Below are 19,836 nucleotides of genomic sequence, written 5' to 3'. Positions count from 1 at the left end.
TTGCGCATGAAAGCGATTTTTCTCGACAAGGACGGCGCGCTGGTCGACAACCTGGCGCAGGATGCGCACATGCGCGCAGGATGGCAGGAAGAGCGGCGCCTGGAGCCGCGCCGCATCCGCCTCAGCAGCGGCGCCGGCCCGGCCCTGCGCCTGCTGGCCCGGCTCGACTACCGTTTATTTGTTGTCTGCAACCAGGCGGGCATCGCCCAGGGACGCTTGCCGGAGGCGACGATGCATGGCGTGAGCGATCGCCTGACCGACCTGCTGTTTCGCGAAAACCTCAGCCTCGACGGCTTTTATTATTGCCCGCACGATCCGCTGGGCAGCGTTGCGCCGTATGCCGTCGAATGCCATTGCCGCAAGCCCCTGCCCGGCCTGCTGTTGAAAGCTTCCTTCGAGCACGGCATCGACCTGCGCGCCTCCTGGATGATCGGTAATGTCCTGCACGACGTCGAGGCCGGCAATCGTGCCGGCTGCCGTACCGTACTGCTCGACAATGGCGTCGAAACCGAATGGCGGCTCGGGCCGCGCCGCATCCCCACCCGCATGGCGCCCGACCTGTACGCCGCCGCCGTCCTGATTGCCGGCCACCACCATGCGCATGATAACGACGATGAGCATGACCATGACGACTGACTGGAACCGTGCGGCGCACCTGCTGTGCGTGCAGTTGGGTTCGCCCGGCGACGTCCTGCTGTGTACGCCGGCGCTGCGCGCCCTGCGCGCGCAATGTCCGGGGCGCAGGGTGACCTTGCTGGCCTCGCCTTCCGGGGCGGCCGTCGGCCCGTATCTGCCCGACGTCGATGCCGTGCTCGCCTACGAAGCCCCATGGATGAACAACGGCGCGCCGGCGCCGCCTTCCGCCCACCTCGACTGGATCGCCACGCTCGGGGCGCAGCGCTTCGACGGCGCCGTCATTTTTGCGAACCGCAACGCCAGCGCCCTGCCTGCAGCCCTGCTGTGCCAGCTCGCCGGCATCCCCCTGCGCGCCGCCTGCTGCCGCGACGATCCGTCCGGGCTGCTGACGCACTGGATCGCCGACCCGGAGCCGGGCGCCCTGCTGCGCCACCCGGTGCAACGCCAGCTCGACCTGGTACGCCGCCTCGGCGCCGAGATCGCCGACGAGCGGCTTGCCTTCGTGCCAGCCAATACAGACCTGGCGCAGGTGCGCACGCGCCTGCAGGCGGCCGGCATCGATCCGGCCGGCCGCTGGCTGCTGCTGCATCCCGGCGCCGGCGCCCGGGCCAGGCGCTGGTCGCCGCAGCAATGGAACGCACTGATCCGCACACTGCACGAACGCATCGCTTGTCCGCTGGTGCTGGCCGGCGGCCCACGCGAGATGGCATTGATCGAGGCGCTTGCGTTCCCACTCGACGCGCGCGTGCATTCGCTCGCCGGGCAGTTAGGCATTGGCGCACTCGGCGCCCTGCTGGCGCAGGCGTCGCTGCTGCTCAGCAAGGACCCAGGCACGAACCACCTGGCGGCCGCCGTCGGCACACCCGTCGTTTGCCTCGACGCAGCGGCCGGCCTGGAGCAAACGCCCTGGAAAGTGCCGGGCCGCATGCTCAGCCTCGACATGGAGGAAGGCGAGGGCCTCGGCACCAGGCATGACGAGGGAACGGACCAGCCGGCGCGCATCACCGATGCCGTGTGCAACCTGCTCAAGCAGACAGAACGCTGGCGGACCAGGCCAGCGGCGGTGACCTAAGCCGGTTTCCTGCTGCTGTATTTGTACTCTGCCAGCGTGGGCACGGCCGCCAGCTCGGCGCCCAGCTTGCGTACCGCCTGGCCGATGCGCTCGAGGCAGCGGTCCAGATAAGCATCGTTGAGCTTATAGGGGTCATGCAGGTGCGGCATGGCTGGCGTGCACCACATGCCGAGCAGGCACACCTGCACGTCGTCGCGCGCGCCGAGGAGCCGGCGCAGTTCGTGTGCCTGGCGAACTTCCGTCACCAGGAACAAGTCGCCGCTGCACACCTCGAACCTGGTCCAGGAACGCGCCCGGTGCGCGTCCAGGTCGACGCCGGCGCGTGCGGCGGCCGCAATCATCGCGGCCGGGCAGCGACGGCCGGTGCTGGTCGACAGGCCGAACGAGGCGACGTTCATCCCGTATTTCAGCGCCTCGTGGTGGGCAAAGGCACTGCGGCAGATATTGCCTCTACATACGAACACGACCCGCCGCACCTGGTCCGGCCGCCGCAAGGCGAACGGCCGCAACCGCCCCGTTGCAAGTTCGAGCTGGCCGAGCAGCGCCCGGACCAGTCCGCGTGAGGTGCCGTAACGGCGATCGATCCATGTATTCATCGCATTCCTTTACCATCCAGAGTAGTCAGAAGGGTAAAGCGCTTGTGTTACCGGATCGTTACGGTTTCGTGACACGCACATGGATAGTCAAGGGTGCCGGGGCAATGCGCTCATGACGGCTGCGCCAACGAAAAAGGCCAATCCGAAGATTGGCCTTTTTCGTTTGATTCTTTGGTCGGGGCGAGAGGATTCGAACCTCCGACCCCGTGCACCCCATGCACGTACGCTACCAGGCTGCGCTACGCCCCGACTAGTCAGCCATTATACCCGAGGCCGAAAATTTTTCTCAGGTTTTTGTGATAGCCAGGACAAGTGCCGAGACGCAGGCGCCGGCGTCCACACCCTACTTCCAGTCCCCGCGCAGCACCCGTACCTGCTCGTACAGGTACTCGGGCGTCGCTTCCTGCGGCTTGACCGGCATGCCGACCGCCAGCGCCAGCTTCGAGCGCAGGCCGCGCGAGAACGAACGCTCGAACAGGTTGCCCGGATCGCGCGTAAACACGCTGCCCCACAGGCCGCGCAGCGCCATCGGGATCACCGGCACCTTGCTGCGCTCGACGATTTTCGCGACGCCGCCGCGGAATTCGTTCATCTCGCCCGTCGTCGTCAGTTTGCCTTCGGGGAAGATGCAGACCAGGTCGCCCTGGTGCAGGGCTTCGGCGATGTCGACATAGGCGCGCTCCATCATGAACGGGTCTTCCTTGCTCGGGGCGATCGGGATCGCTTTCGCGGTGCGGAAGATCCAGCCCAGGAACGGCGTCTTGAAGATGCGGTGGTCCATCACGAAGCGGATCGGGCGTGGGCTGGCCGCGCCGATGACGATCGCGTCGACATAGCTGACGTGGTTACAGACCAGCACCGCCGGCCCGTCGTCGGGAATGCGTTCGACGTCGACCGTGTTGACGCGGTGGATGGTGTGGATCAGCAGCCAGGCCAGGAAGCGCATCAGGAATTCCGGCACCAGCGAGAAGATGTAGATCGCCACCGCGGCGTTCAGCAGGGCCGTAATCAGGAACATTTCCGGGATCGAGAAGCCCTGCCCCAGCAGCAGGATGGCGACGCCGGCGGCGGCCACCATGAACAGGGCGTTCAGGATGTTCATGCCGGCGATCGTGCGCGAGACGTGCTTCGGGTCGCAGCGGGTCTGGATCAGCGCAAACAGCGGCACGATGAACAGGCCGCCGAAGATGCCGATCAGGACCAGGTCGGCCAGGATGCGCAGCGCGCCCGGCTGGGCCACGAGAGCAAAAGCGTCGACGGTGGCCGTGTTGGTATAGGCCATGCTGGCGAAATACAGGTCGATGCCGAACAGCGACAGGCCGATCGAGCCGAAGGGCACGAGGCCAATCTCGACCTTGCGGCCGGACAGTTTTTCGCACAGCAGCGAACCGACGCCGATACCGAGCGAAAACACGGTCAGCAGCAGCACGAACACGCTGTGGTCGCCGTGCAGGTAATTCTTGGCATATACCGGGAATTGCGACAGCACCAGGGCGCCGTAGAACCAGAACCAGGAATTGCCCAGCATCGACAGGAACACGGTGCGGTTGCCGCTCGAGAAGCGCAGGTTGCGCACCGACTCGGTTACGAAGTTGTAGTTGATCTTCAGCTCAGGCACTGGCGGCGGCGAGGCCGGGATACGCCAGCTGGCCGCCAGGCCAATCAACGCCATCAGCAGGCTGGCGCCGGCGACGAGTTCGATGCCGAAGGGTTTATGGGCCACCAGCAAGGCGCCCGCCACTTCGCCCAGCAGGATGCCGACAAAAGTACCCATCTCGACCACGCCGTTGCCGCCGACCAGTTCTTCCGATTTCAGGTGCTGCGGCAGGTAGGCGTATTTCACCGGCCCGAACAGGGTCGAATGCACGCCCATGCCGACCACGGCCGCGATCAGGAGCCACAGGGTATGCGTCAGCCAGCCGATGCCGGCCACCAGCATGATGGCTACTTCGAGCAGCTTGACGAAGCGCGCCAGCCTGCCCTTCTCCACCTTGTCGGCGATCTGGCCGGCGGTGGCGGAAAACACGACATAGGGCAGGATGAACAGGCCCGGGATCAGGTTGTTCAACAAGCCGGGATCGAGCGTGGTCCAGGACAGTGCGTCGTAGGTCAGGGCAACCAGTAGCGCGGTCTTGAACAGGTTGTCATTGAAGGCGCCGAGAAACTGGGTCCAGAAGAACGGCGCGAAGCGGCGCTGGGACAACAGGGAAAATTGGCTCGACTGGCTCATGAAGGTGGCCCGTGGTGGAGAGATGCGTAATTTACAACAGGGAGGAGCGCGCTACAATCTTTATGTTGCCTAAAATCATCAGGCTGTGATGCTAGCGCAAAGTATTGCACAGTAAGACGAACGGTAGCAGGAAACGCACCATTACCGATTTCTCGCCGTTGTTCCACAAAAGCAATTGGAGTGAGCGCAGGAAACCCTGTTGATGGACCGCAAAGGTAAAGTGTCGACTGCTTGTTGTGCAGCGCAGCGTGAGTAGAATGCTCGGATGAATTCGCACAAGCTCCCCACCATCCTGCGCGACGCGCCTGACGCGCCGTACGACGACATCGAGCACGCGCTGCTCGACCTCACCACCGCTTCGCTCGACGGCGAGGACGGCATGCCCGCCCCTACCGTCGACGAATTTGCCCTCGACTTCCTGATCGGGGGAAGTCACCCGCCCGCCGCGGACGGGCACAGGAGGTAGATCTTAGCTCAGTGTCTCCAGCCTGATCCGGATCACTTTCCCCACCACCGAAGCGAGCGCCTCGATGCGGGCAATCGCCGCGTCGACCTGCTTCTCGCGCGTCTCGTGGGTGATCATGATGATGTCGGTATGCTCGTCGCCGCGGGTTTCCTTTTGCAGCACGGCGTCGATCGAGATGGCGGCATCGGCCAGCACGCGCGTCAGGTCGGCCATCACGCCGAGCTGGTCGTTTACGCGCACGCGCAGGTAGTAGCTGGTCGTGATGTCGGCCATCGGCAGGATCGACACGTCCGTCATCTCGTTCGGCTGGAAGGCCAGGTGCGGCACGCGGCAGTACGGGTCGACCGTGGCCAGGCGCGTTACGTCGACCAGGTCGGCGATCACCGCCGAGGCAGTCGGCTCGGAACCGGCGCCCTTGCCGTAATACAGGGTGGAACCGACCGCGTCGGCTTCGACCAGCACGGCGTTCATGGCGCCTTCGACGTTGGCGATCAGGCGTGCGGCCGGGATCAGGGTCGGGTGCACGCGCAATTCGATGCCCTCGACGCCGTCGACCGTGGCGCGGCGCGTGATGCCGAGCAGCTTGATGCGGTAGCCGAGCTGTTCGGCGTAGCGGATGTCGACCGCCTGCAGCGCGCTGATGCCCTCGACGTGGGCCTTGTCGAACTGTACCGGGATGCCGAAGGCGATCGCCGACATGAGGGTCAGTTTATGGGCCGCGTCCACGCCTTCGATATCGAAGGTCGGGTCCGCTTCGGCATAGCCGAGTTCCTGGGCCTGCTTCAGGACAACGCCGAAATCGAGGCCCTTGTCGCGCATTTCGGACAGGATGAAATTGGTGGTGCCGTTGATGATGCCGGCCACCGATTCGATGCGGTTCGCGGTCAAGCCTTCGCGCAGCGCCTTGATGATCGGCACGCCGCCGGCGACGGCCGCTTCGAAGGCAACCATCACGCCCTTTTCCTGGGCGGCGGCAAAGAGTTCGTTGCCGTGCAGTGCCAATAAAGCCTTGTTGGCGGTGACCACGTGCTTGCCGTTGGCAATGGCGCGCAGCACTAGTTCGCGCGGCAATTCGTAGCCGCCGATCAGTTCGACGACGATGTCGACGTCCGGGCTGTCGACGACCTGGAAGGGATCGTCGACGATCTGGCAATGTCCGCCGGTCAGGCGCGCGGCACGTTCGGTATTGCGGGCGGCAACCATCGTGATCTCGATACCGCGGCCGGCGCGGCGGCGGATATCTTCCTGGTTGCGTTGCAGCACATTAAAAGTGCCGGCACCGACGGTGCCGATGCCGAGGAGGCCAACTTTGATGGGTTTCATGGTCTTCTAGATGATGGGTTGTCAGCGCAGGGTTGTCGATGCGCGCCGTCGGTAACCGTCGAGGAAGCGTGCGATGCGCGCACAAGCGTCCGTCAGGTCGTCGGAATTGGGCAGGAACACCAGCCGGAAGTGGTCGGGCGAGTGCCAGTTGAAGCCGGTGCCCTGCACCAGCAATACCTTTTCCTCGCCCAGCAGTTCGCAGATGAACTGCTGGTCGTCGGCGATCGGGTACATCGCCGGGTCCAGGCGCGGGAACATGTACAGCGCCGCTTTTGGCTTGACGCAGGTAACGCCCGGAATATCGGTCAACAGCTTGTGGGCAAGGTCGCGCTGCCTGAGCAGGCGCCCGCCGGGGCCGACCAGGTCGTCGATGCTCTGGTAGCCGCCGAGTGCGGTCTGGATCGCGAACTGGCCGGGGGCGTTGGCGCACAGGCGCATCGAGGCCAGCATGTTGAGGCCGTCGATGTAATCCTTGGCATGGCGCTTTTCACCCGAGACCACCATCCAGCCGGCGCGGTAGCCGCAGGAGCGGTAATTCTTCGACAGGCCATTCAGGGTCACGAACAGCACGTCGTCGGCCAGCGAGGCGATCGAGTCGTGGCGGGCGCCGTCGTACAGCACCTTGTCGTAGATCTCGTCGGCATAGACGATCAGGCTGTGCTGGCGCGCCAGCTCAACGATCTCGAGCAGGATTTCACGCGGATACAGGGCGCCGGTCGGGTTGTTCGGGTTGATGACGACGATCGCGCGCGTGTTGGGCGTGATCTTTTTGCGCATGTCGGCGATGTCCGGCATCCAGCCGGCCCCTTCGTCGCAGATGTAGTGCACCGGCGCGCCGCCGGCCAGGCTGACGGCGGCGGTCCAGAGCGGATAATCCGGCGCCGGTACCAGCACTTCGTCGCCGTTATTCAGCAGGCCCTGCATCGCCATGACGATCAGTTCGGAGGCGCCATTGCCGAGATAGATGTCGTCGATGCCGACGCCGGCGATTTTCTTTTGCTGGGTGTAATGCATCACCGCCTTGCGCGGCGCAAACAGGCCCTTCGAATCCGTATAGCCGGCGGCGCCGTGCATGTTGCGGATCATGTCCTGCATGATTTCGTCGGGCGGATCGAAACCGAAGACGGCAAGGTTGCCGATATTGAGCTTGATGATCTTGTGGCCGTCGTCTTCCATCTGGCGCGCCTGGGCCAGGGCCGGGCCACGGATCTCGTAGCAGACATCGTCGAGCTTGTTCGATTTGAGAATCGGTCGCAAATTTATCACCCTTTTTGTCAGCTACTGCCGCCTGCATGTTGCAGTGCGAAAAATACCATTCTGCCGAAAGCGACCGATTTGCGCAACCTTCGCCCCGCCCCGCGCGCATGCGGGGCAAAAGTGACAGAAAGGTTACAATGGCAGCCCATTCGCCCTCACCCAGCAATGCCATGAAACTTCATTCCGACAGCACCCAGCAATACCAGACCGTCACCGGCTACGATGCCTCGGGCGTGGAAATCAACGCCGAGCGCTTCAACCACAGCCTGCTGGTGATGCCGGAAGTCCCGCCGCGCCCGTGGGACGTGACCCGCTTCGAGGATTTGCAGGCCGCGCACTTCGAGCAGATCGCGGCCGACGCACCCGACGTCGTCATCCTCGGCACCGGCGAACGCCAGCGCTTCGTGCATCCGCGCCTGATCCAGGCCCTGTCGGCGCAGCACATCGGCGTCGAGTCGATGGACAGCCAGGCCGCCTGCCGCACCTACAACGTCCTGATGGGGGAAGGCCGCAAGGTGACGCTGGCACTGATCATCGACGCCGCTGCAACCGCCTGATACGGGCGACGCAGCGCCCTATTGAATGGCCGCGTTGCGCCCGCATATCGGGTTGGCGCTTGACAGTTCGGCATGCCAGACTGGCATCGGCGCCAATGCTTGATTATCATGAGCGCTATGCAGGATGGCACGAGGCCGATCCTGCCCCACCAGTCCAGGAGAACCCCGTGGCCGACAGCCCCAGCGCAGCAACCGTAGAGAACTTTTCCGCCGCCATGACCGGCGACCAGACCTTCCAGTTCACGGGACGTCCAGCCAAATATACGGTGCTGTATTTCTACCCCAAGGACAATACCCCCGGCTGCACCACCGAGAGCATGGCCTTCCGCGACAAGCACGACGAGTTCGTGGCCGCCGGCGCCGAAGTGTATGGCATCAGCCGCGATTCGCTGCGCTCGCACGAAGGCTTCAAGTCCAAGCTCGGCCTGCCCTTCGAACTGATCTCCGACCCCGAAGAACAGATGTGCAACCAGTTTGGCGTCATGAAGAACAAAATGATGTACGGCAAGCAGGTACGGGGGGTCGAGCGCAGTACGTTTGTCGTTGACGCTCACGGCCGATTGGTGAAAGAATGGCGTGGCGTGAAGGTCGCTGATCACGTCGATGAAGTGCTCGAATTTGTGAAGAGCCAGCCGTAAATTATGGCTCCAGTGCACCAACTTACTGGACGAACCCCGTTATTTTGAGTCAACCCGTTTTAGATCAGCATCACTCCAACCTGGCTGCCTGCCACGCCGCTCTTTGCGGCCCTGGCCCGCGCCTTTCGCAAGTGCAGTTCGCAAGTTTCTTTACCTCAGTTGCATCTACTCCGCCCGCCAGTGCTGCTTACGCACTGGCGCGAGCGTCCTCCACTTTATTAGATTGAGAACCTGATGCCACTACCAAAAATGCCAACCAAGCCGGCCACATTGCTGCCGGTGAACGAATACCCGAAAGCCGAACCCGGCAAGTCTCCCGTGCGCGCCGTTGCCGCAGCGCCGGCCGAAGCCGATCCCGTCGAAGACCTGATCAGCGGTAAAGCCGTACCCGCCTCCAAATCGAGCCGTGCGCGCAAGGGAAAGGCCGCGCCGCTGGCCGCCGTGCCTGCACCAAAGGGCGAAACGTCGACCTGGCCAGCGCATGCCGAGACCGGCACCGTCGCCAAGCTCAAGGAAACCGACCAGGACGAACCGCATCCAGCCAAGCACAAGCCGGTCGAGGTCAACGTCAAGTCGTCCACCAGCCGCAAGGCCGACCGCTCCGGCAAGACCAAGGTGTTCGTACTCGACACCAACGTGCTGATGCATGATCCAACGAGCCTGTTCCGCTTCGAGGAACACGACGTCTACCTGCCGATGATGACGCTCGAAGAACTCGACGACCACAAGAAGGGCATGTCGGAAGTCGCGCGCAATGCACGCCAGGTTTCGCGCACGCTCGACGCCCTGATCGCCGACATCGACGACGACGGCATCGAGTCGGGCATCGAACTGGCCAAGCTCGGCAACAAGGATGCCAAGGGCCGCCTGTTCTTCCAGACCAGGCTGCAAAGCGGTCCCCTGCTCCCCGAAGGCCTGCCGGTCGGCAAGGCCGACAACCAGATCCTGGGTGTGGTGAAAGCGCTGGCCGCCGAGCAGCCGGAACGCGCCATCGTGCTGGTGTCGAAGGACATCAACATGCGCATCAAGGCGCGTGCGCTGGGCTTGCCGGCCGAAGATTATTTCAACGACCACGTGCTGGAAGACACCGACCTGCTGTATTCGGGCATCGTCCAGCTGCCGGACGATTTCTGGGACAAGCACAGCAAGAACATGGAGTCGTGGCAGGAAAACAAGAACGGCAACAACGCGATGTTCTACCGCGTAACCGGCCCGTTCATCCCGAGCCTGCTGACCAACCAGTTCGTTTTCCTCGAGCCCTCTGGCGGCGAGGCGCCACTGTATGCGCAAGTAAAAGAGATCAACGGCAAGACCGCCGTGTTCCAGGTGCTGCGCGACTACAGCCATACCAAGAACAGCGTCTGGGGCATCACCGCGCGCAACCGCGAGCAGAATTTCGCCCTGAACTTGTTGATGAACCCGGAGTGCGATTTCGTCACCCTGCTGGGCCAGGCCGGTACCGGTAAAACCCTGCTGGCGCTGGCCGCAGGCCTGGCGCAGGTGCTGGAAACCAAGCTCTACAACGAGATCATCGTCACCCGCGTGACGGTGCCGGTGGGCGAGGACATCGGCTTCCTGCCGGGTACCGAGGAAGAAAAGATGTCGCCATGGATGGGTGCCTTCGACGACAACCTCGAAGTGCTCAACAAGACCGACTCCGACGCCGGCGATTGGGGCCGCGCGGCAACGCAGGACCTGATCCGTTCGCGCATCAAGATCAAGTCGCTCAACTTCATGCGCGGCCGTACCTTCGTGAACAAGTTCCTGATCATCGACGAGGCGCAGAACCTGACGCCGAAGCAGATGAAGACGCTGGTCACGCGCGCCGGTCCCGGCACCAAGATCCTGTGCCTGGGTAACATCGCGCAGATCGACACGCCATATCTCACCGAAGGCTCGAGCGGCCTGACCTATGTGGTCGACCGCTTCAAGGGCTGGTCGCACAGCGGGCACGTGACGCTGGCGCGCGGCGAGCGTTCGCGCCTGGCGGATCACGCGAGCGACGTGTTGTAAGCGGTTTTCGCTTTCCAAAAGCCTGCGCGCCGGACGGCCCGCAGGCTTTTTTTATCTCTACGGCAGATGCGCACCGTAGGGTGGGCACTTGTGCCCACGCGGATCACCGGTTGATATAACGGCGGCCCATCATCAGCGGCACAGCAAGCGATTCAATCATTTGCATGAGCATCCACCGGTCACGCCCCGGACCGCGTGGGCACAAGTGCCCACCCTACGGTACGCCACGGTCGCGAGCAAAAACAAAAACGCCCGGCACAAAGGCCGGGCGTTTTTACGTTCGCAAGAACGTCATTACATGATGTGGGTACCGATCCACCACGCCACCGCCGCCATGAAGGCCGATGCCGGTATGGTGAAGATCCAGGCCCAGACGATGCTGCCCGCCACGCCCCAGCGCACGGCCGAAGCCTTTTGCGAGGCGCCCACGCCGACGATGGCGCCGGTGATGGTGTGGGTGGTCGAGACCGGGATGCCCCAGAAGCTTGCCATCAGCAGGGTCATCGCGCCGCCGGTTTCGGCGCAGAAGCCGCCGACCGGTTTCAGTTTGGTGATCTTCTGGCCCATGGTTTTCACGATGCGCCAGCCGCCGAAGAGCGTGCCGAAGCTGATCGCCGCATAGCAGGAGATGATGACCCAGGCCGGTGGCAGGGTGTCGGTCGGGCTGACGTGGCCGGATGCGATCAGCAGCATCCAGATGATGCCCATCGTCTTTTGCGCGTCGTTACCGCCGTGGCCGAGCGAATAGCCGGCTGCCGACACCAGCTGCAGGCGGCGGAACCAGACGTCGACCTTGCGCGGCGTGGATCGCACGAAGATCCAGGACACCAGCAGCATGATGATCGACCCGAGCACGAAGCCGAGCAAGGGAGCGACGACGATGAAGATGACGGTCTTCCACAGGCCGGCCGCGACCAGCGCGCCGGTGCCCGATTTCGCCACCGCGGCGCCGACCAGGCCGCCGATCAGCGCGTGCGAGGACGACGACGGGATGCCGTAGTACCAGGTAATGATATTCCAGACGATGGCCCCGACCAGGGCCCCGAAGATCACGTAATGGTCCACCACGTGCGGATCGATCGTGCCCTTGCCGATCGTTTGCGCCACCTTCATGCTGACCACGAAAATGGCGATGAAGTTGAAGAAGGCGGCCATCGCGACGGCCGACTGGGGCTTGAGCACGCCGGTCGAGACGACGGTCGCGATCGCGTTCGCCGAGTCGTGGAAGCCGTTCATGAAGTCGAAGACCAGTGCGAGCAGCACCAGCAGACCCAGCACATAAATGCTGATCGTTAAATGTTCCATGATTATTCTTGTTCTGCGCGGACGTTACGCGTTCTCGACGATGATGCCTTCGATGATGTTGGCGACATCTTCGCAGCGATCGGTGACGGTCTCGAGAATCTCGTAGATCGCCTTCATCTTGATCAGGTTGCGCACGTCCGGTTCGTCGCGGAACAGTTTGCTCATGGCGGCGCGCATCACGTGGTCCGCGTCCGATTCCAGGCGGTCGATTTCTTCGCAGATGGCGACGATCTTCTGGGCATTGCCCATGTCGTGCAGCAGGCCGACGGCGGCTTGCACGCGCTCGCAGCAGGACAGGCACAGCTCGGCCAGGCGCTTGGCTTCCGGCGTGACGGCGTGCAGGTCGTACAGGGAGATGGTCTGGGCCGCGTCTTCCATCATGTCGAGGATGTCATCCATGCGCGTGATCAGCTTGTGGATGTCGTCGCGGTCGATCGGGGTGATGAAGGTCTTGTGCAGCAGGTCGACCGTGGCGTAGGTGACCTTGTCCGCCTGCTTTTCGATGCTTTCGACGGCGTGCGTGCGGGTTTCCAGGTCGTCGAAGTTGGTCATCAGGCCAACCATTTCTTGCGCACCCTTCACGCACAGCGCGGCGTGCTGGTTGAACAAATCAAAAAACTTGCCCTCGGTGGGCATCAGGCGTCCAAACATTAAAGATTCTCCGTGATAAAACTCTTGGGACTGCGAGGGGCCGGGACCACTGGTCCCGGCGACGGCGCATTGGCGGCTTAATCGCCTTGATAAACGGCGAGGTTACCGCTGTAGTTGCCAAACTTGGTGTACTGGCCGATCCAGGTCAGGCGAATCGCGCCGATCGGACCGTTACGCTGTTTGCCGATAATGATTTCGGCGGTACCTTTATCGGGCGAGTCGGGGTTGTAAACCTCGTCGCGATACAGGAAGATGATCACGTCCGCATCCTGCTCGATTGCGCCGGATTCGCGCAAGTCGGACATCACGGGACGCTTGTTCGGACGCTGTTCCAGCGAGCGGTTCAGCTGGGACAGCGCGATCACCGGGCAATGCAATTCTTTCGCCAGGCCCTTGAGCGAACGCGAGATCTCGGAAATCTCGGACGCCCGGTTGTCGCCCGGCTGGCTACCCTGCATCAGCTGCAGGTAGTCGACGATAATAAGGCCGAGCTTGCCACACTGGCGCGCGAGGCGGCGCGCGCGTGCGCGCATCTCGATCGGATTCAATGCCGGCGTCTCGTCGATGTAGAGCTGGGCATCGTTCATCTTCTGGATCGCGTGCGTGAGGCGCGGCCAATCCTCGTCGTTCAGGCGGCCGGTACGCAGGCGGTGCTGGTCGAGCTGGCCGACCGAACCGAGCATACGCATGGCCAGCTGGGCGCCGCCCATCTCCATCGAGAACACGGCGACCGGCAGGCCGGCTTCGATGGCGACGTTCTCGCCGATGTTCACCGAGAACGCGGTCTTGCCCATCGACGGACGGCCGGCGACGATCACCAGGTCGCCCGGCTGCAGGCCCGACGTCATGCGGTCGAGGTCGATGAAGCCGGTCGGCACGCCGGTGATTTCGCCCTGGTTCTCGCGCGAGTACAGTTCGTCGATGCGCTCGACCACCTGCGTGAGCAGCGGCTGGATCGGATTCCAGCCCTGGGCGCCACGGGCGCCGGACTCGGCGATGGCGAAGATCTTCGATTCGGCTTCGTCAAGCATCTGCTTGACTTCCTTGCCTTGCGGATTGAACGCGTTGCCGGAAATTTCGTCGGCGACGGTGATCAGCTTGCGCAGGATGCCGCGGTCGCGCACGATCTCGGCGTAGCGGCGGATGTTGGCGGCGGACGGCGTGTTCTGCGCCATCGCGTTCAGGTACTGGAGGCCGCCCACGTCTTCGGCTTTGCCGAGCGAGACCATGGCCTCGTAGACGGTAATCACGTCGGCCGGCTTGCCGCTGTTAATCAGGCGCACCATCTGTTCGAAGATGATGCGGTGGTCGTAGCGATAAAAATCGTCCGCGTGCATGAAGTCGGCAATGCGGTCCCAGGCCGCATTATCGCGCAGGAGACCGCCGATGACGGACTGCTCTGCTTCGATGGAATGCGGGGGAATGCGCAGCGATTCGATTTGCGGATCTGCGGGGGTATTCATGGCGGGCATTATAACCCCTCCCGTCACACGGCTGAAATAATTGGTTAGTTTCCACGCATAAAAAAAGCCGGGCGAACCCGGCTTTTCCTTTTACGCAACAAGGTGTTGCGTGTACTCGGCTGTGCTGCTCAGTTGTGCTGATTAAGCAGCTTCGCCGACGACAGCGATCGTGATTTCCACGACGACGTCGGTATGCAGTGCGACGGCAACTGGGTGCTCGCCGGTGGTCTTCAGTGGACCGGTCGGCAGGCGAACCTGTGCTTTTTCGACTGCGAAGCCTTGCTTGGTCAGCGCTTCGGCGATGTCGAAGTTGGTGACCGAACCGAACAGGCGACCGTCAACGCCGGCTTTCTGGGCGATGGTGATGGTCATGCCGTTCAGCTTGTCGCCCTGGGCTTGCGAAGCCGACAGCTTTTCGGCTGCAGCTTTTTCCAGCTCGGCGCGCTTGACTTCAAACTCGGCAACAGCCGACGAGGTAGCACGGCGGGCCATCTTTTGCGGGATCAGGAAGTTACGTGCGTAACCGTCCTTGACCTTGACCACGTCGCCCAGGTTGCCGACGTTAACAACTTTTTCCAAAAGGATAACTTGCATATTTTTCTCCAGGATGTTCTGAACTGTACGACGCGATTAAGCGTTGTGCAGGTCGGTGTACGGCAGCAGCGCGAGGTAGCGTGCGCGCTTGATCGCGGTATCGACCTGACGCTGGTAGTGCGCCTTGGTGCCGGTCAGACGTGCTGGCATGATCTTGCCGTTTTCCTGGACGAAGTCCTTCAGGGTGTCGACGTCTTTGTAATCGACCTGTTCCACGTTTGCAGCGGTGAAGCGGCAGAATTTCTTGCGCTTGAACAGCGGGTTCTGCTGTTTGCGCTTCAGTTTTTCTTTGGCCTTGTTTTTGTCGAACTTTTTACCGAATGCCATTTGAGGCTCCTGTATCTAAATGGTGGCCGCTAATTAAGCGGCGGCACTGAAATCAATGATGTGAAACACCAGGGCTTTACTGTTGCGATTCTTTTTGGCCAGGAATCCCGTGAACTGGTGGGCGGCACCCAATTCCGCGCTGGCGAAGCGGCCCGAAATCTCACCCGCGGCGAACGCGGAAATTTCGAACTGGACCAGCCTCTCGACCCCTGCCTCGACCTGCTGCGAACTGTGCATCAGGATCGCCGAGACAACCGGCACGCCGGCGGGGGTGTAGCGCAGTACGTCGCGTTCAGCGATGGTGGCGACGACTTGTAACTGGTTCACTTCTTCAACGCGGGGCACGCGGCCCGTTCACGCTTCCTGGCAAAAAAATTAGGCAGCAGCTGGGGCTGAAGCTGCGGCAGCCGCTGGGGCTTCCGAGCGGTGGCTCTTGGCCGCGTCTTCGCGCTGGACCGACTTCATCATTGGCGATGGAGCGGTTTCAGCTTTCTTCATCTTCACGGTCAGATGACGCAGCACGGCATCATTGAACTTGAATGCGGTTTCCAGCTCGACCAGGGTCTCGTTGTCGCACTCGATGTTCATGCAGATGTAGTGTGCCTTCGGCAGCTTCTGGATCGAGTAAGCCATCTGGCGACGGCCCCAGTCTTCGACGCGATGGATGTTACCGCCGCGCGCGGTGACGCTGGCCTTGTAACGCTCGATCATCGCCGGGACTTGCTCGCTTTGGTCCGGGTGGACGATAAAAACGATTTCATAATGACGCATGCAACACTCCTTGAGGACGTTTAAACAAATGCCCACCTCGGCGTCAAGACGAGTGTGGGAAGGGAAAGCCGGCAATTATAGCGCGACTACGGCATTGGCGCAATCACCGGCGAACTCCGGCAAGCCGTCGTCCCTGCGCGACACTTGCCGGGCAGGAATCGCACAGTGCGTGACAAATAATCAGAATTCCCCTTGCATTCCCCTAAATACTGTACAAAAATACAGTCTACTCATACAACCATGCCGTAACACCATGCTCAAGCTCACCGCAAGGCAAGAACAGATCCTCAACCTGATCAAGGAAGCGATCGACAATACCGGCTTTCCGCCGACCCGCGCCGAAATCGCCAGGGAGTTGGGCTTCAAGTCGGCCAACGCAGCCGAAGAACACCTGCAAGCCCTGGCGCGCAAAGGCGCCATCGAAATCGTCTCCGGCACCTCGCGCGGCATCCGACTGATCGGCGCCCCGGCAAGCACACCGGCGCCGCTGCCGGTGCCGCACGTCCCGGCCGCCCTGCTGATGTCGCTGCCGCTGGTCGGCCGCGTGGCGGCGGGTTCGCCGATCCTGGCGCAGGAACACGTCGAAGCCACCTACAACATCGACCCGGCCATGTTCGGCGCGCGTCCCGACTTCCTGCTGAAGGTGCGCGGCTGGTCGATGCGCGACGCCGGCATCATGGATGGCGACTTCCTCGCCGTCAAAAAGATCGACAGCGCCAAGAATGGCCAGATCGTGGTCGCCCGCATCGGCGACGACGTCACCGTCAAGCGCTATCGCAAGACCGGCGAAACGATCGAACTGCTGCCGGAAAACCCGGACTTCACGGTCATCCGCGTCGAACCGGGCGACGAGTTCGCGCTCGAAGGCCTGGCAGTGGGCTTGATGCGCAGCTGGCACTGACCGCTTCCGCACCTACATGACAAAAAAGGCCGCGTCAGCGGCCTTTTCCTTTGGTGTTTCCTATCTGCCCGACGGGGCGTAGTTGCGCTTGCGCGCCTCGATATCGCGCGCCCGCTCTTCGGATGGCGCGGTGCCGACGATGGCGTTGTGTTCCTTCACATACGCATCGGTGGCACTGCGCCAGGCGGCGATGTCTGCCAGTGCCAGCTTGGCGCCGATACGGGCTTCTTCCTTGGCCGAGGCCAATACCTCGTCGAAACGGGCCGTTGCCGCCGCCGTTTCGGCGGGCGTGAGCAGCGCGGCGATCGCGGCCGGCATGCGTTTCGCCAACGGTTCAGCCGCGTTCAGGGTGGCGATATAGTCGTTGTAGCAGGTTTGCCACTTCTCGATACGCGCCGCGATCCGATCGATCTCGTCGTTCTGCTTCGATACCGCCGGCAGCCGTGGGACGACACAGCGGGAAAGGCCCGCCTTGATGTCTTCGCCATCGTAGCGCTTGACCCAATGCTCGATCTCGGCACGCTGCGCCGTGCGCGCCTTGATGCGCTCCAGGCTGGCGGCGGCGCCGGTGTTGCCTTTGGCGGCCGCCTTGGCGAACCAGGCCGCCGCCTTCTCCTCGTCGACCTGGCCGGCTTCGCCACTCAGGTAGAGCTCGCCCAGGCGCTGCTGGGCGGCGGGGTTACCGGCATTGCCGAGCTTGGTGTAGAGACGCATCGCCTCGGGAACAGCCTTACGCGCCAACAGGGCGTTGGCGTCGGCAAGTTCGTCGGCGTGGGCGGGAATGGCAAGGCAGAATGCCAGCGACAGCAGGAGTTTTTTCATGGGGAACAGGTTTGCTCGAATGCACGATAATACCCCGCAGCCCCGCCCGACTCAACCTTGACGTCAGCGCCCGCTATTGGATGGGGCTACCGGCGCTGGCGGCGGTGGTGGGTTAAATGTACGCAACTGTTCCATCTGGCGCCGCTGATTGTCGACGATAAGACGCGTCTCTTCGCGGGTCGCGCGCTCGGTGCGCTCGTTTTCTTCCTTGACGTAGCGGCCCGTCGCCGATTCCCATGCAAGCTGCTGCCGCTTCACGGTGTCCGCGTCGCGTTCGCTCTGGGTCAGCACAGTCCGGTAGACCGACTCGATGTGCGTGCGTGCGCTCTCGATTTCGCGCGGGGTCATCATGTCGAGCACGTCGGCGGGAATGCGCTTTGCGATCGGCGCCGTCGCGTTCAGGTTGGCAACAAAACCGTTATAGCAAATGCGCCAGCCCTCGATTGCCGTGCGGGTGGCGCCGACATCGGCATTGGTGGTCGATACGGCGGGAATGACAGGAGATGGGCAGGCGAACTGGCCGGAACGCAGGTCGGCGCCATCGTATTGGCCCGTCCAATAGGCGATCTCGCCGCCACGCGTCTTGCGGCGCTCGAGGGCCGCGAGGGCTTCCCTGGCGTCGGCGTTGCCGCCCGCGGCGGATTTCTCGAACCAGCGCCGGGCGGCTTCCAGGTCTTGTGGAGTGCCGTCGCCGAACCACACCATTTCGCCGAGACGGAACTGGGCGTCGGCATTGCCGGCATTGGCCAGCCGGGTGTAGAGCGGCAAGGCCTTGCCGAACTCGTTCGCCATCAGGTATCTATTTGCATCGGCCATATCGTCCGCCAGCGCGGCAGAGCTGACGAGCAACAAGGAAAGCAGGATCCGGCGCATACCACCTCCAATGAATGTTTAGAAGTTCATGGTAAAACGCCGGTATGCATTATGCAATTCTTGTTACAAGCGAAACATCAGGCGCGATGCAGGGCTCATGCGCCGAGCGCCGCGCGGAAATCTTCCAGCAGATCCTGCGTATCCTCGATGCCCACGGAAACCCGGATCAGCGACTCGGCAATGCCCATGCTGGCGCGGCGCTCGGCCCCCATCTCGAAGAAGATCGTGTGCGCCACCGGAATCACCAGCGTGCGCGTGTCGCCCAGGTTGCTGGCGGGGATCGCCAATTGCAGGCGGTTCAGATAATCGAACGGGTCGATATCCGCGCGCAACTCGAAACTGAGCAGCGAGCCGGCCGAGCGGAACAGCTCGCTCGTCAAGCCATGCTGCGGATGCGAGGCCAGGCCAGGATAGTGAACGGCGGAGACACGCTCGTCGCTCTCCAGCATGCGCGCCAGCGCCAGCGCGTTGGCGCAAGTGCGTTCCATGCGCAGCGCCAGGGTTTCGGCGCCGACGGCGATGTGGTGCGCCGCTTCCGGTCCGAGGGCGGCGCCGAAGTCGCGCAGGGCTTTCGCGCGCAATTGCGCCATGCCCTGGGCGGCCGGCGGCTGCTTGCGGAAGTTGGCGGCGATGTTGGGGAAAGCGCTCCAGTCGTACAGGCCGGTGTCGGTCAGCGCGCCGCCGAGGGCGATGCCGTGGCCGGCGATCGATTTGGTGAGCGAATTGACGACCAGTCCGGCGCCGACCGCTTTCGGACGGAACAGATACGGCGTGGTCATGGTGTTGTCGACCACGTACAGGATGCCACGCGCGCGGCACAGTTCGCCGATGCGCGCCAGGTCGGCCACCTGGGTGCGCGGATTGGCGATCGTCTCGACGAACACCAGGCGTGTGTTTTCCTTCAGCACCGCCTCGACATTGGCCGCATCGGTGGCATCGACGAAGTCGACGTCGGCGCCCTGCCCCGCCACCGTCTGCCACAAGCTGTTGGTGTTGCCGAACAGGAAGCTCGAGGAGACGATGTGGTCGCCCTCTTTCAGCAGCGCCTGGAACAGCGCGCCGATGGCCGCCATGCCTGTGCCGAAGCACAAGGACGCGACGCCGTCTTCCATCCGGGTGATCTTGTCTTCGAGCGCCGCCACCGTCGGGTTGCCCTGGCGGCCGTAGCGGAAGCCCGGCTCCTTGCCCTGGAACACCGAGGCCAGCTGGCGCGCATCGTTGTAGCCGAACGCGACCGAGGTATGGACGGGCTTGTGCAACGAACCCTGCTCGATCGCCTTGCGGCGGTCGTTGTGCAAAATCGTGGTGGTGAAACCGTAGGTTTTCTTGTCGCTCATGTGC

The 19,836-nt window shown here is 62.9% G+C and carries 21 protein-coding genes and 1 tRNA gene; 7 read left to right on the top strand and 15 right to left on the bottom strand.

What is annotated here, in order from left to right:
* The first annotated feature begins 6 nt into the window (after positions 1-6).
* A complete protein-coding gene (locus tag AC56LG_RS10500) occupies positions 7-636 on the top strand; it encodes a D-glycero-alpha-D-manno-heptose-1,7-bisphosphate 7-phosphatase (protein WP_497166057.1) in 630 nt (209 codons plus the stop codon).
* Positions 620-1,708 carry a glycosyltransferase family 9 protein gene (locus AC56LG_RS10495; protein ID WP_497166056.1) on the top strand — a complete coding sequence of 363 codons (1,089 nt, stop codon included), beginning with the start codon at positions 620-622 and terminating at the stop codon, positions 1,706-1,708. The genes AC56LG_RS10500 and AC56LG_RS10495 overlap by 17 nt, the downstream gene beginning before the upstream one ends.
* On the opposite strand, the gene AC56LG_RS10490 is transcribed toward AC56LG_RS10495, so the two are convergent.
* From AC56LG_RS10490 to AC56LG_RS10480, 3 genes are all read right to left on the bottom strand, one after another.
* On the bottom strand, positions 1,705-2,304 hold the full coding sequence (locus AC56LG_RS10490; protein ID WP_497166055.1) for an arsenate reductase/protein-tyrosine-phosphatase family protein: 600 nt from the start codon (positions 2,302-2,304) through the stop codon (positions 1,705-1,707). The genes AC56LG_RS10495 and AC56LG_RS10490 overlap by 4 nt on opposite strands.
* A 172-nt stretch (positions 2,305-2,476) precedes the next feature.
* Positions 2,477-2,553 (bottom strand) — tRNA-Pro (locus tag AC56LG_RS10485).
* 94 nt (positions 2,554-2,647) lie between these two features.
* Positions 2,648-4,534, bottom strand: coding sequence for an MFS transporter (locus AC56LG_RS10480; protein ID WP_497166054.1), 1,887 nt, complete (start codon positions 4,532-4,534; stop codon positions 2,648-2,650).
* 265 nt (positions 4,535-4,799) lie between these two features.
* On the opposite strand from AC56LG_RS10480, the gene AC56LG_RS10475 reads away from it, so the two are divergent.
* Entirely contained in the window at positions 4,800-5,000 is a 201-nt protein-coding gene (locus tag AC56LG_RS10475) for a hypothetical protein (RefSeq protein ID WP_497166053.1), read from the top strand.
* Positions 5,001-5,003: 3 nt separating this feature from the next.
* Here the strand turns inward: AC56LG_RS10475 and AC56LG_RS10470 are convergent, their stop codons facing one another.
* Together AC56LG_RS10470 and AC56LG_RS10465 are read right to left on the bottom strand one after the other, a co-directional pair.
* Positions 5,004-6,323 (bottom strand): homoserine dehydrogenase, encoded by a 1,320-nt coding sequence (locus AC56LG_RS10470; protein ID WP_497166052.1) that lies wholly within the window; start codon positions 6,321-6,323, stop codon positions 5,004-5,006.
* Between the two features lie 21 nt (positions 6,324-6,344).
* Positions 6,345-7,580 (bottom strand): pyridoxal phosphate-dependent aminotransferase, encoded by a 1,236-nt coding sequence (locus AC56LG_RS10465; RefSeq protein ID WP_497166051.1) that lies wholly within the window; start codon positions 7,578-7,580, stop codon positions 6,345-6,347.
* Positions 7,581-7,750: 170 nt separating this feature from the next.
* Here AC56LG_RS10465 and AC56LG_RS10460 point away from each other — a divergent pair, with 170 nt between their 5' ends.
* From AC56LG_RS10460 to AC56LG_RS10450, 3 genes are all read left to right on the top strand, one after another.
* The gene (locus AC56LG_RS10460; protein WP_497166050.1) at positions 7,751-8,137 is read left to right on the top strand and encodes an Mth938-like domain-containing protein; all 387 of its coding nucleotides are present in this window, start codon (positions 7,751-7,753) and stop codon (positions 8,135-8,137) included.
* Between the two features lie 167 nt (positions 8,138-8,304).
* Positions 8,305-8,775, top strand: a complete 471-nt coding sequence (locus AC56LG_RS10455; RefSeq protein ID WP_497166049.1) for a peroxiredoxin — start codon at positions 8,305-8,307, stop codon at positions 8,773-8,775.
* Between the two features lie 234 nt (positions 8,776-9,009).
* Positions 9,010-10,788: a PhoH family protein gene (locus tag AC56LG_RS10450; protein ID WP_497166048.1), complete on the top strand. Its 1,779-nt coding sequence runs from the start codon at positions 9,010-9,012 to the stop codon at positions 10,786-10,788.
* 294 nt (positions 10,789-11,082) lie between these two features.
* On the opposite strand, the gene AC56LG_RS10445 is transcribed toward AC56LG_RS10450, so the two are convergent.
* The 7 genes from AC56LG_RS10445 to rpsF all read right to left on the bottom strand — a co-directional run bounded on the left by AC56LG_RS10445 (position 11,083) and on the right by rpsF (position 15,899).
* Positions 11,083-12,093 carry an inorganic phosphate transporter gene (locus AC56LG_RS10445; protein ID WP_497166047.1) on the bottom strand — a complete coding sequence of 337 codons (1,011 nt, stop codon included), beginning with the start codon at positions 12,091-12,093 and terminating at the stop codon, positions 11,083-11,085.
* A 24-nt stretch (positions 12,094-12,117) separates the two neighbouring features.
* Positions 12,118-12,744, bottom strand: coding sequence for a DUF47 domain-containing protein (locus AC56LG_RS10440; RefSeq protein WP_192050851.1), 627 nt, complete (start codon positions 12,742-12,744; stop codon positions 12,118-12,120).
* Between the two features lie 77 nt (positions 12,745-12,821).
* Complete coding sequence (locus AC56LG_RS10435; protein ID WP_497166046.1) at positions 12,822-14,207, bottom strand: replicative DNA helicase; 1,386 nt, start codon at positions 14,205-14,207, stop codon at positions 12,822-12,824.
* A gap of 141 nt (positions 14,208-14,348) precedes the next feature.
* The gene (rplI, locus tag AC56LG_RS10430) at positions 14,349-14,801 is read right to left on the bottom strand and encodes a 50S ribosomal protein L9 (protein WP_497166045.1); all 453 of its coding nucleotides are present in this window, start codon (positions 14,799-14,801) and stop codon (positions 14,349-14,351) included.
* A 36-nt stretch (positions 14,802-14,837) separates the two neighbouring features.
* Positions 14,838-15,128 carry a 30S ribosomal protein S18 gene (gene rpsR / locus AC56LG_RS10425; RefSeq protein WP_056332995.1) on the bottom strand — a complete coding sequence of 97 codons (291 nt, stop codon included), beginning with the start codon at positions 15,126-15,128 and terminating at the stop codon, positions 14,838-14,840.
* Positions 15,129-15,161: 33 nt separating this feature from the next.
* Entirely contained in the window at positions 15,162-15,455 is a 294-nt protein-coding gene (gene priB, locus AC56LG_RS10420; RefSeq protein WP_497166414.1) for a primosomal replication protein N, read from the bottom strand.
* A gap of 48 nt (positions 15,456-15,503) precedes the next feature.
* On the bottom strand, positions 15,504-15,899 hold the full coding sequence (rpsF, locus tag AC56LG_RS10415; protein ID WP_497166044.1) for a 30S ribosomal protein S6: 396 nt from the start codon (positions 15,897-15,899) through the stop codon (positions 15,504-15,506).
* A 253-nt stretch (positions 15,900-16,152) separates the two neighbouring features.
* On the opposite strand from rpsF, the gene lexA reads away from it, so the two are divergent.
* Positions 16,153-16,800 (top strand): transcriptional repressor LexA, encoded by a 648-nt coding sequence (gene lexA, locus AC56LG_RS10410; protein WP_497166043.1) that lies wholly within the window; start codon positions 16,153-16,155, stop codon positions 16,798-16,800.
* Positions 16,801-16,860: 60 nt separating this feature from the next.
* Here lexA and AC56LG_RS10405 read toward each other — a convergent pair whose 3' ends face one another.
* The 3 genes from AC56LG_RS10405 to AC56LG_RS10395 all read right to left on the bottom strand — a co-directional run bounded on the left by AC56LG_RS10405 (position 16,861) and on the right by AC56LG_RS10395 (position 19,832).
* Complete coding sequence (locus tag AC56LG_RS10405) at positions 16,861-17,622, bottom strand: sel1 repeat family protein (RefSeq protein WP_497166042.1); 762 nt, start codon at positions 17,620-17,622, stop codon at positions 16,861-16,863.
* Positions 17,623-17,685: 63 nt separating this feature from the next.
* Positions 17,686-18,495 (bottom strand): tetratricopeptide repeat protein, encoded by an 810-nt coding sequence (locus AC56LG_RS10400; RefSeq protein ID WP_497166041.1) that lies wholly within the window; start codon positions 18,493-18,495, stop codon positions 17,686-17,688.
* 95 nt (positions 18,496-18,590) lie between these two features.
* Positions 18,591-19,832: a cystathionine gamma-synthase family protein gene (locus AC56LG_RS10395; RefSeq protein ID WP_497166040.1), complete on the bottom strand. Its 1,242-nt coding sequence runs from the start codon at positions 19,830-19,832 to the stop codon at positions 18,591-18,593.
* Between the last annotated feature and the right edge of the window lie 4 nt (positions 19,833-19,836).

This window comes from Telluria sp. ZB2R32 (assembly GCF_059685715.1).
The sequence above is the reverse complement of the archived record's forward strand: the minus strand, read 5'-3'. Positions and strand labels throughout refer to the sequence as shown.

Bases quoted from the DNA above. Each gene is read 5' to 3' on its own strand.
- AC56LG_RS10440 (WP_192050851.1), bottom strand. From the start codon at position 12,744: ATGTTTGGACGCCTGATGCCCACCGAGGGCAAGTTTTTTGATTTGTTC.
- AC56LG_RS10460 (WP_497166050.1), top strand. From the start codon at position 7,751: ATGAAACTTCATTCCGACAGCACCCAGCAATACCAGACCGTCACCGGC.
- AC56LG_RS10405 (WP_497166042.1), bottom strand. From the start codon at position 17,622: ATGAAAAAACTCCTGCTGTCGCTGGCATTCTGCCTTGCCATTCCCGCC.
- AC56LG_RS10475 (WP_497166053.1), top strand. From the start codon at position 4,800: ATGAATTCGCACAAGCTCCCCACCATCCTGCGCGACGCGCCTGACGCG.
- rpsR (WP_056332995.1), bottom strand. From the start codon at position 15,128: ATGGCATTCGGTAAAAAGTTCGACAAAAACAAGGCCAAAGAAAAACTG.
- AC56LG_RS10450 (WP_497166048.1), top strand. From the start codon at position 9,010: ATGCCACTACCAAAAATGCCAACCAAGCCGGCCACATTGCTGCCGGTG.
- AC56LG_RS10395 (WP_497166040.1), bottom strand. From the start codon at position 19,832: ATGAGCGACAAGAAAACCTACGGTTTCACCACCACGATTTTGCACAAC.
- AC56LG_RS10500 (WP_497166057.1), top strand. From the start codon at position 7: ATGAAAGCGATTTTTCTCGACAAGGACGGCGCGCTGGTCGACAACCTG.
- rpsF (WP_497166044.1), bottom strand. From the start codon at position 15,899: ATGCGTCATTATGAAATCGTTTTTATCGTCCACCCGGACCAAAGCGAG.
- AC56LG_RS10400 (WP_497166041.1), bottom strand. From the start codon at position 18,495: ATGCGCCGGATCCTGCTTTCCTTGTTGCTCGTCAGCTCTGCCGCGCTG.
- rplI (WP_497166045.1), bottom strand. From the start codon at position 14,801: ATGCAAGTTATCCTTTTGGAAAAAGTTGTTAACGTCGGCAACCTGGGC.
- AC56LG_RS10490 (WP_497166055.1), bottom strand. From the start codon at position 2,304: ATGAATACATGGATCGATCGCCGTTACGGCACCTCACGCGGACTGGTC.
- lexA (WP_497166043.1), top strand. From the start codon at position 16,153: ATGCTCAAGCTCACCGCAAGGCAAGAACAGATCCTCAACCTGATCAAG.
- AC56LG_RS10495 (WP_497166056.1), top strand. From the start codon at position 620: ATGACCATGACGACTGACTGGAACCGTGCGGCGCACCTGCTGTGCGTG.
- AC56LG_RS10445 (WP_497166047.1), bottom strand. From the start codon at position 12,093: ATGGAACATTTAACGATCAGCATTTATGTGCTGGGTCTGCTGGTGCTG.
- AC56LG_RS10470 (WP_497166052.1), bottom strand. From the start codon at position 6,323: ATGAAACCCATCAAAGTTGGCCTCCTCGGCATCGGCACCGTCGGTGCC.
- AC56LG_RS10435 (WP_497166046.1), bottom strand. From the start codon at position 14,207: ATGAATACCCCCGCAGATCCGCAAATCGAATCGCTGCGCATTCCCCCG.
- AC56LG_RS10480 (WP_497166054.1), bottom strand. From the start codon at position 4,534: ATGAGCCAGTCGAGCCAATTTTCCCTGTTGTCCCAGCGCCGCTTCGCG.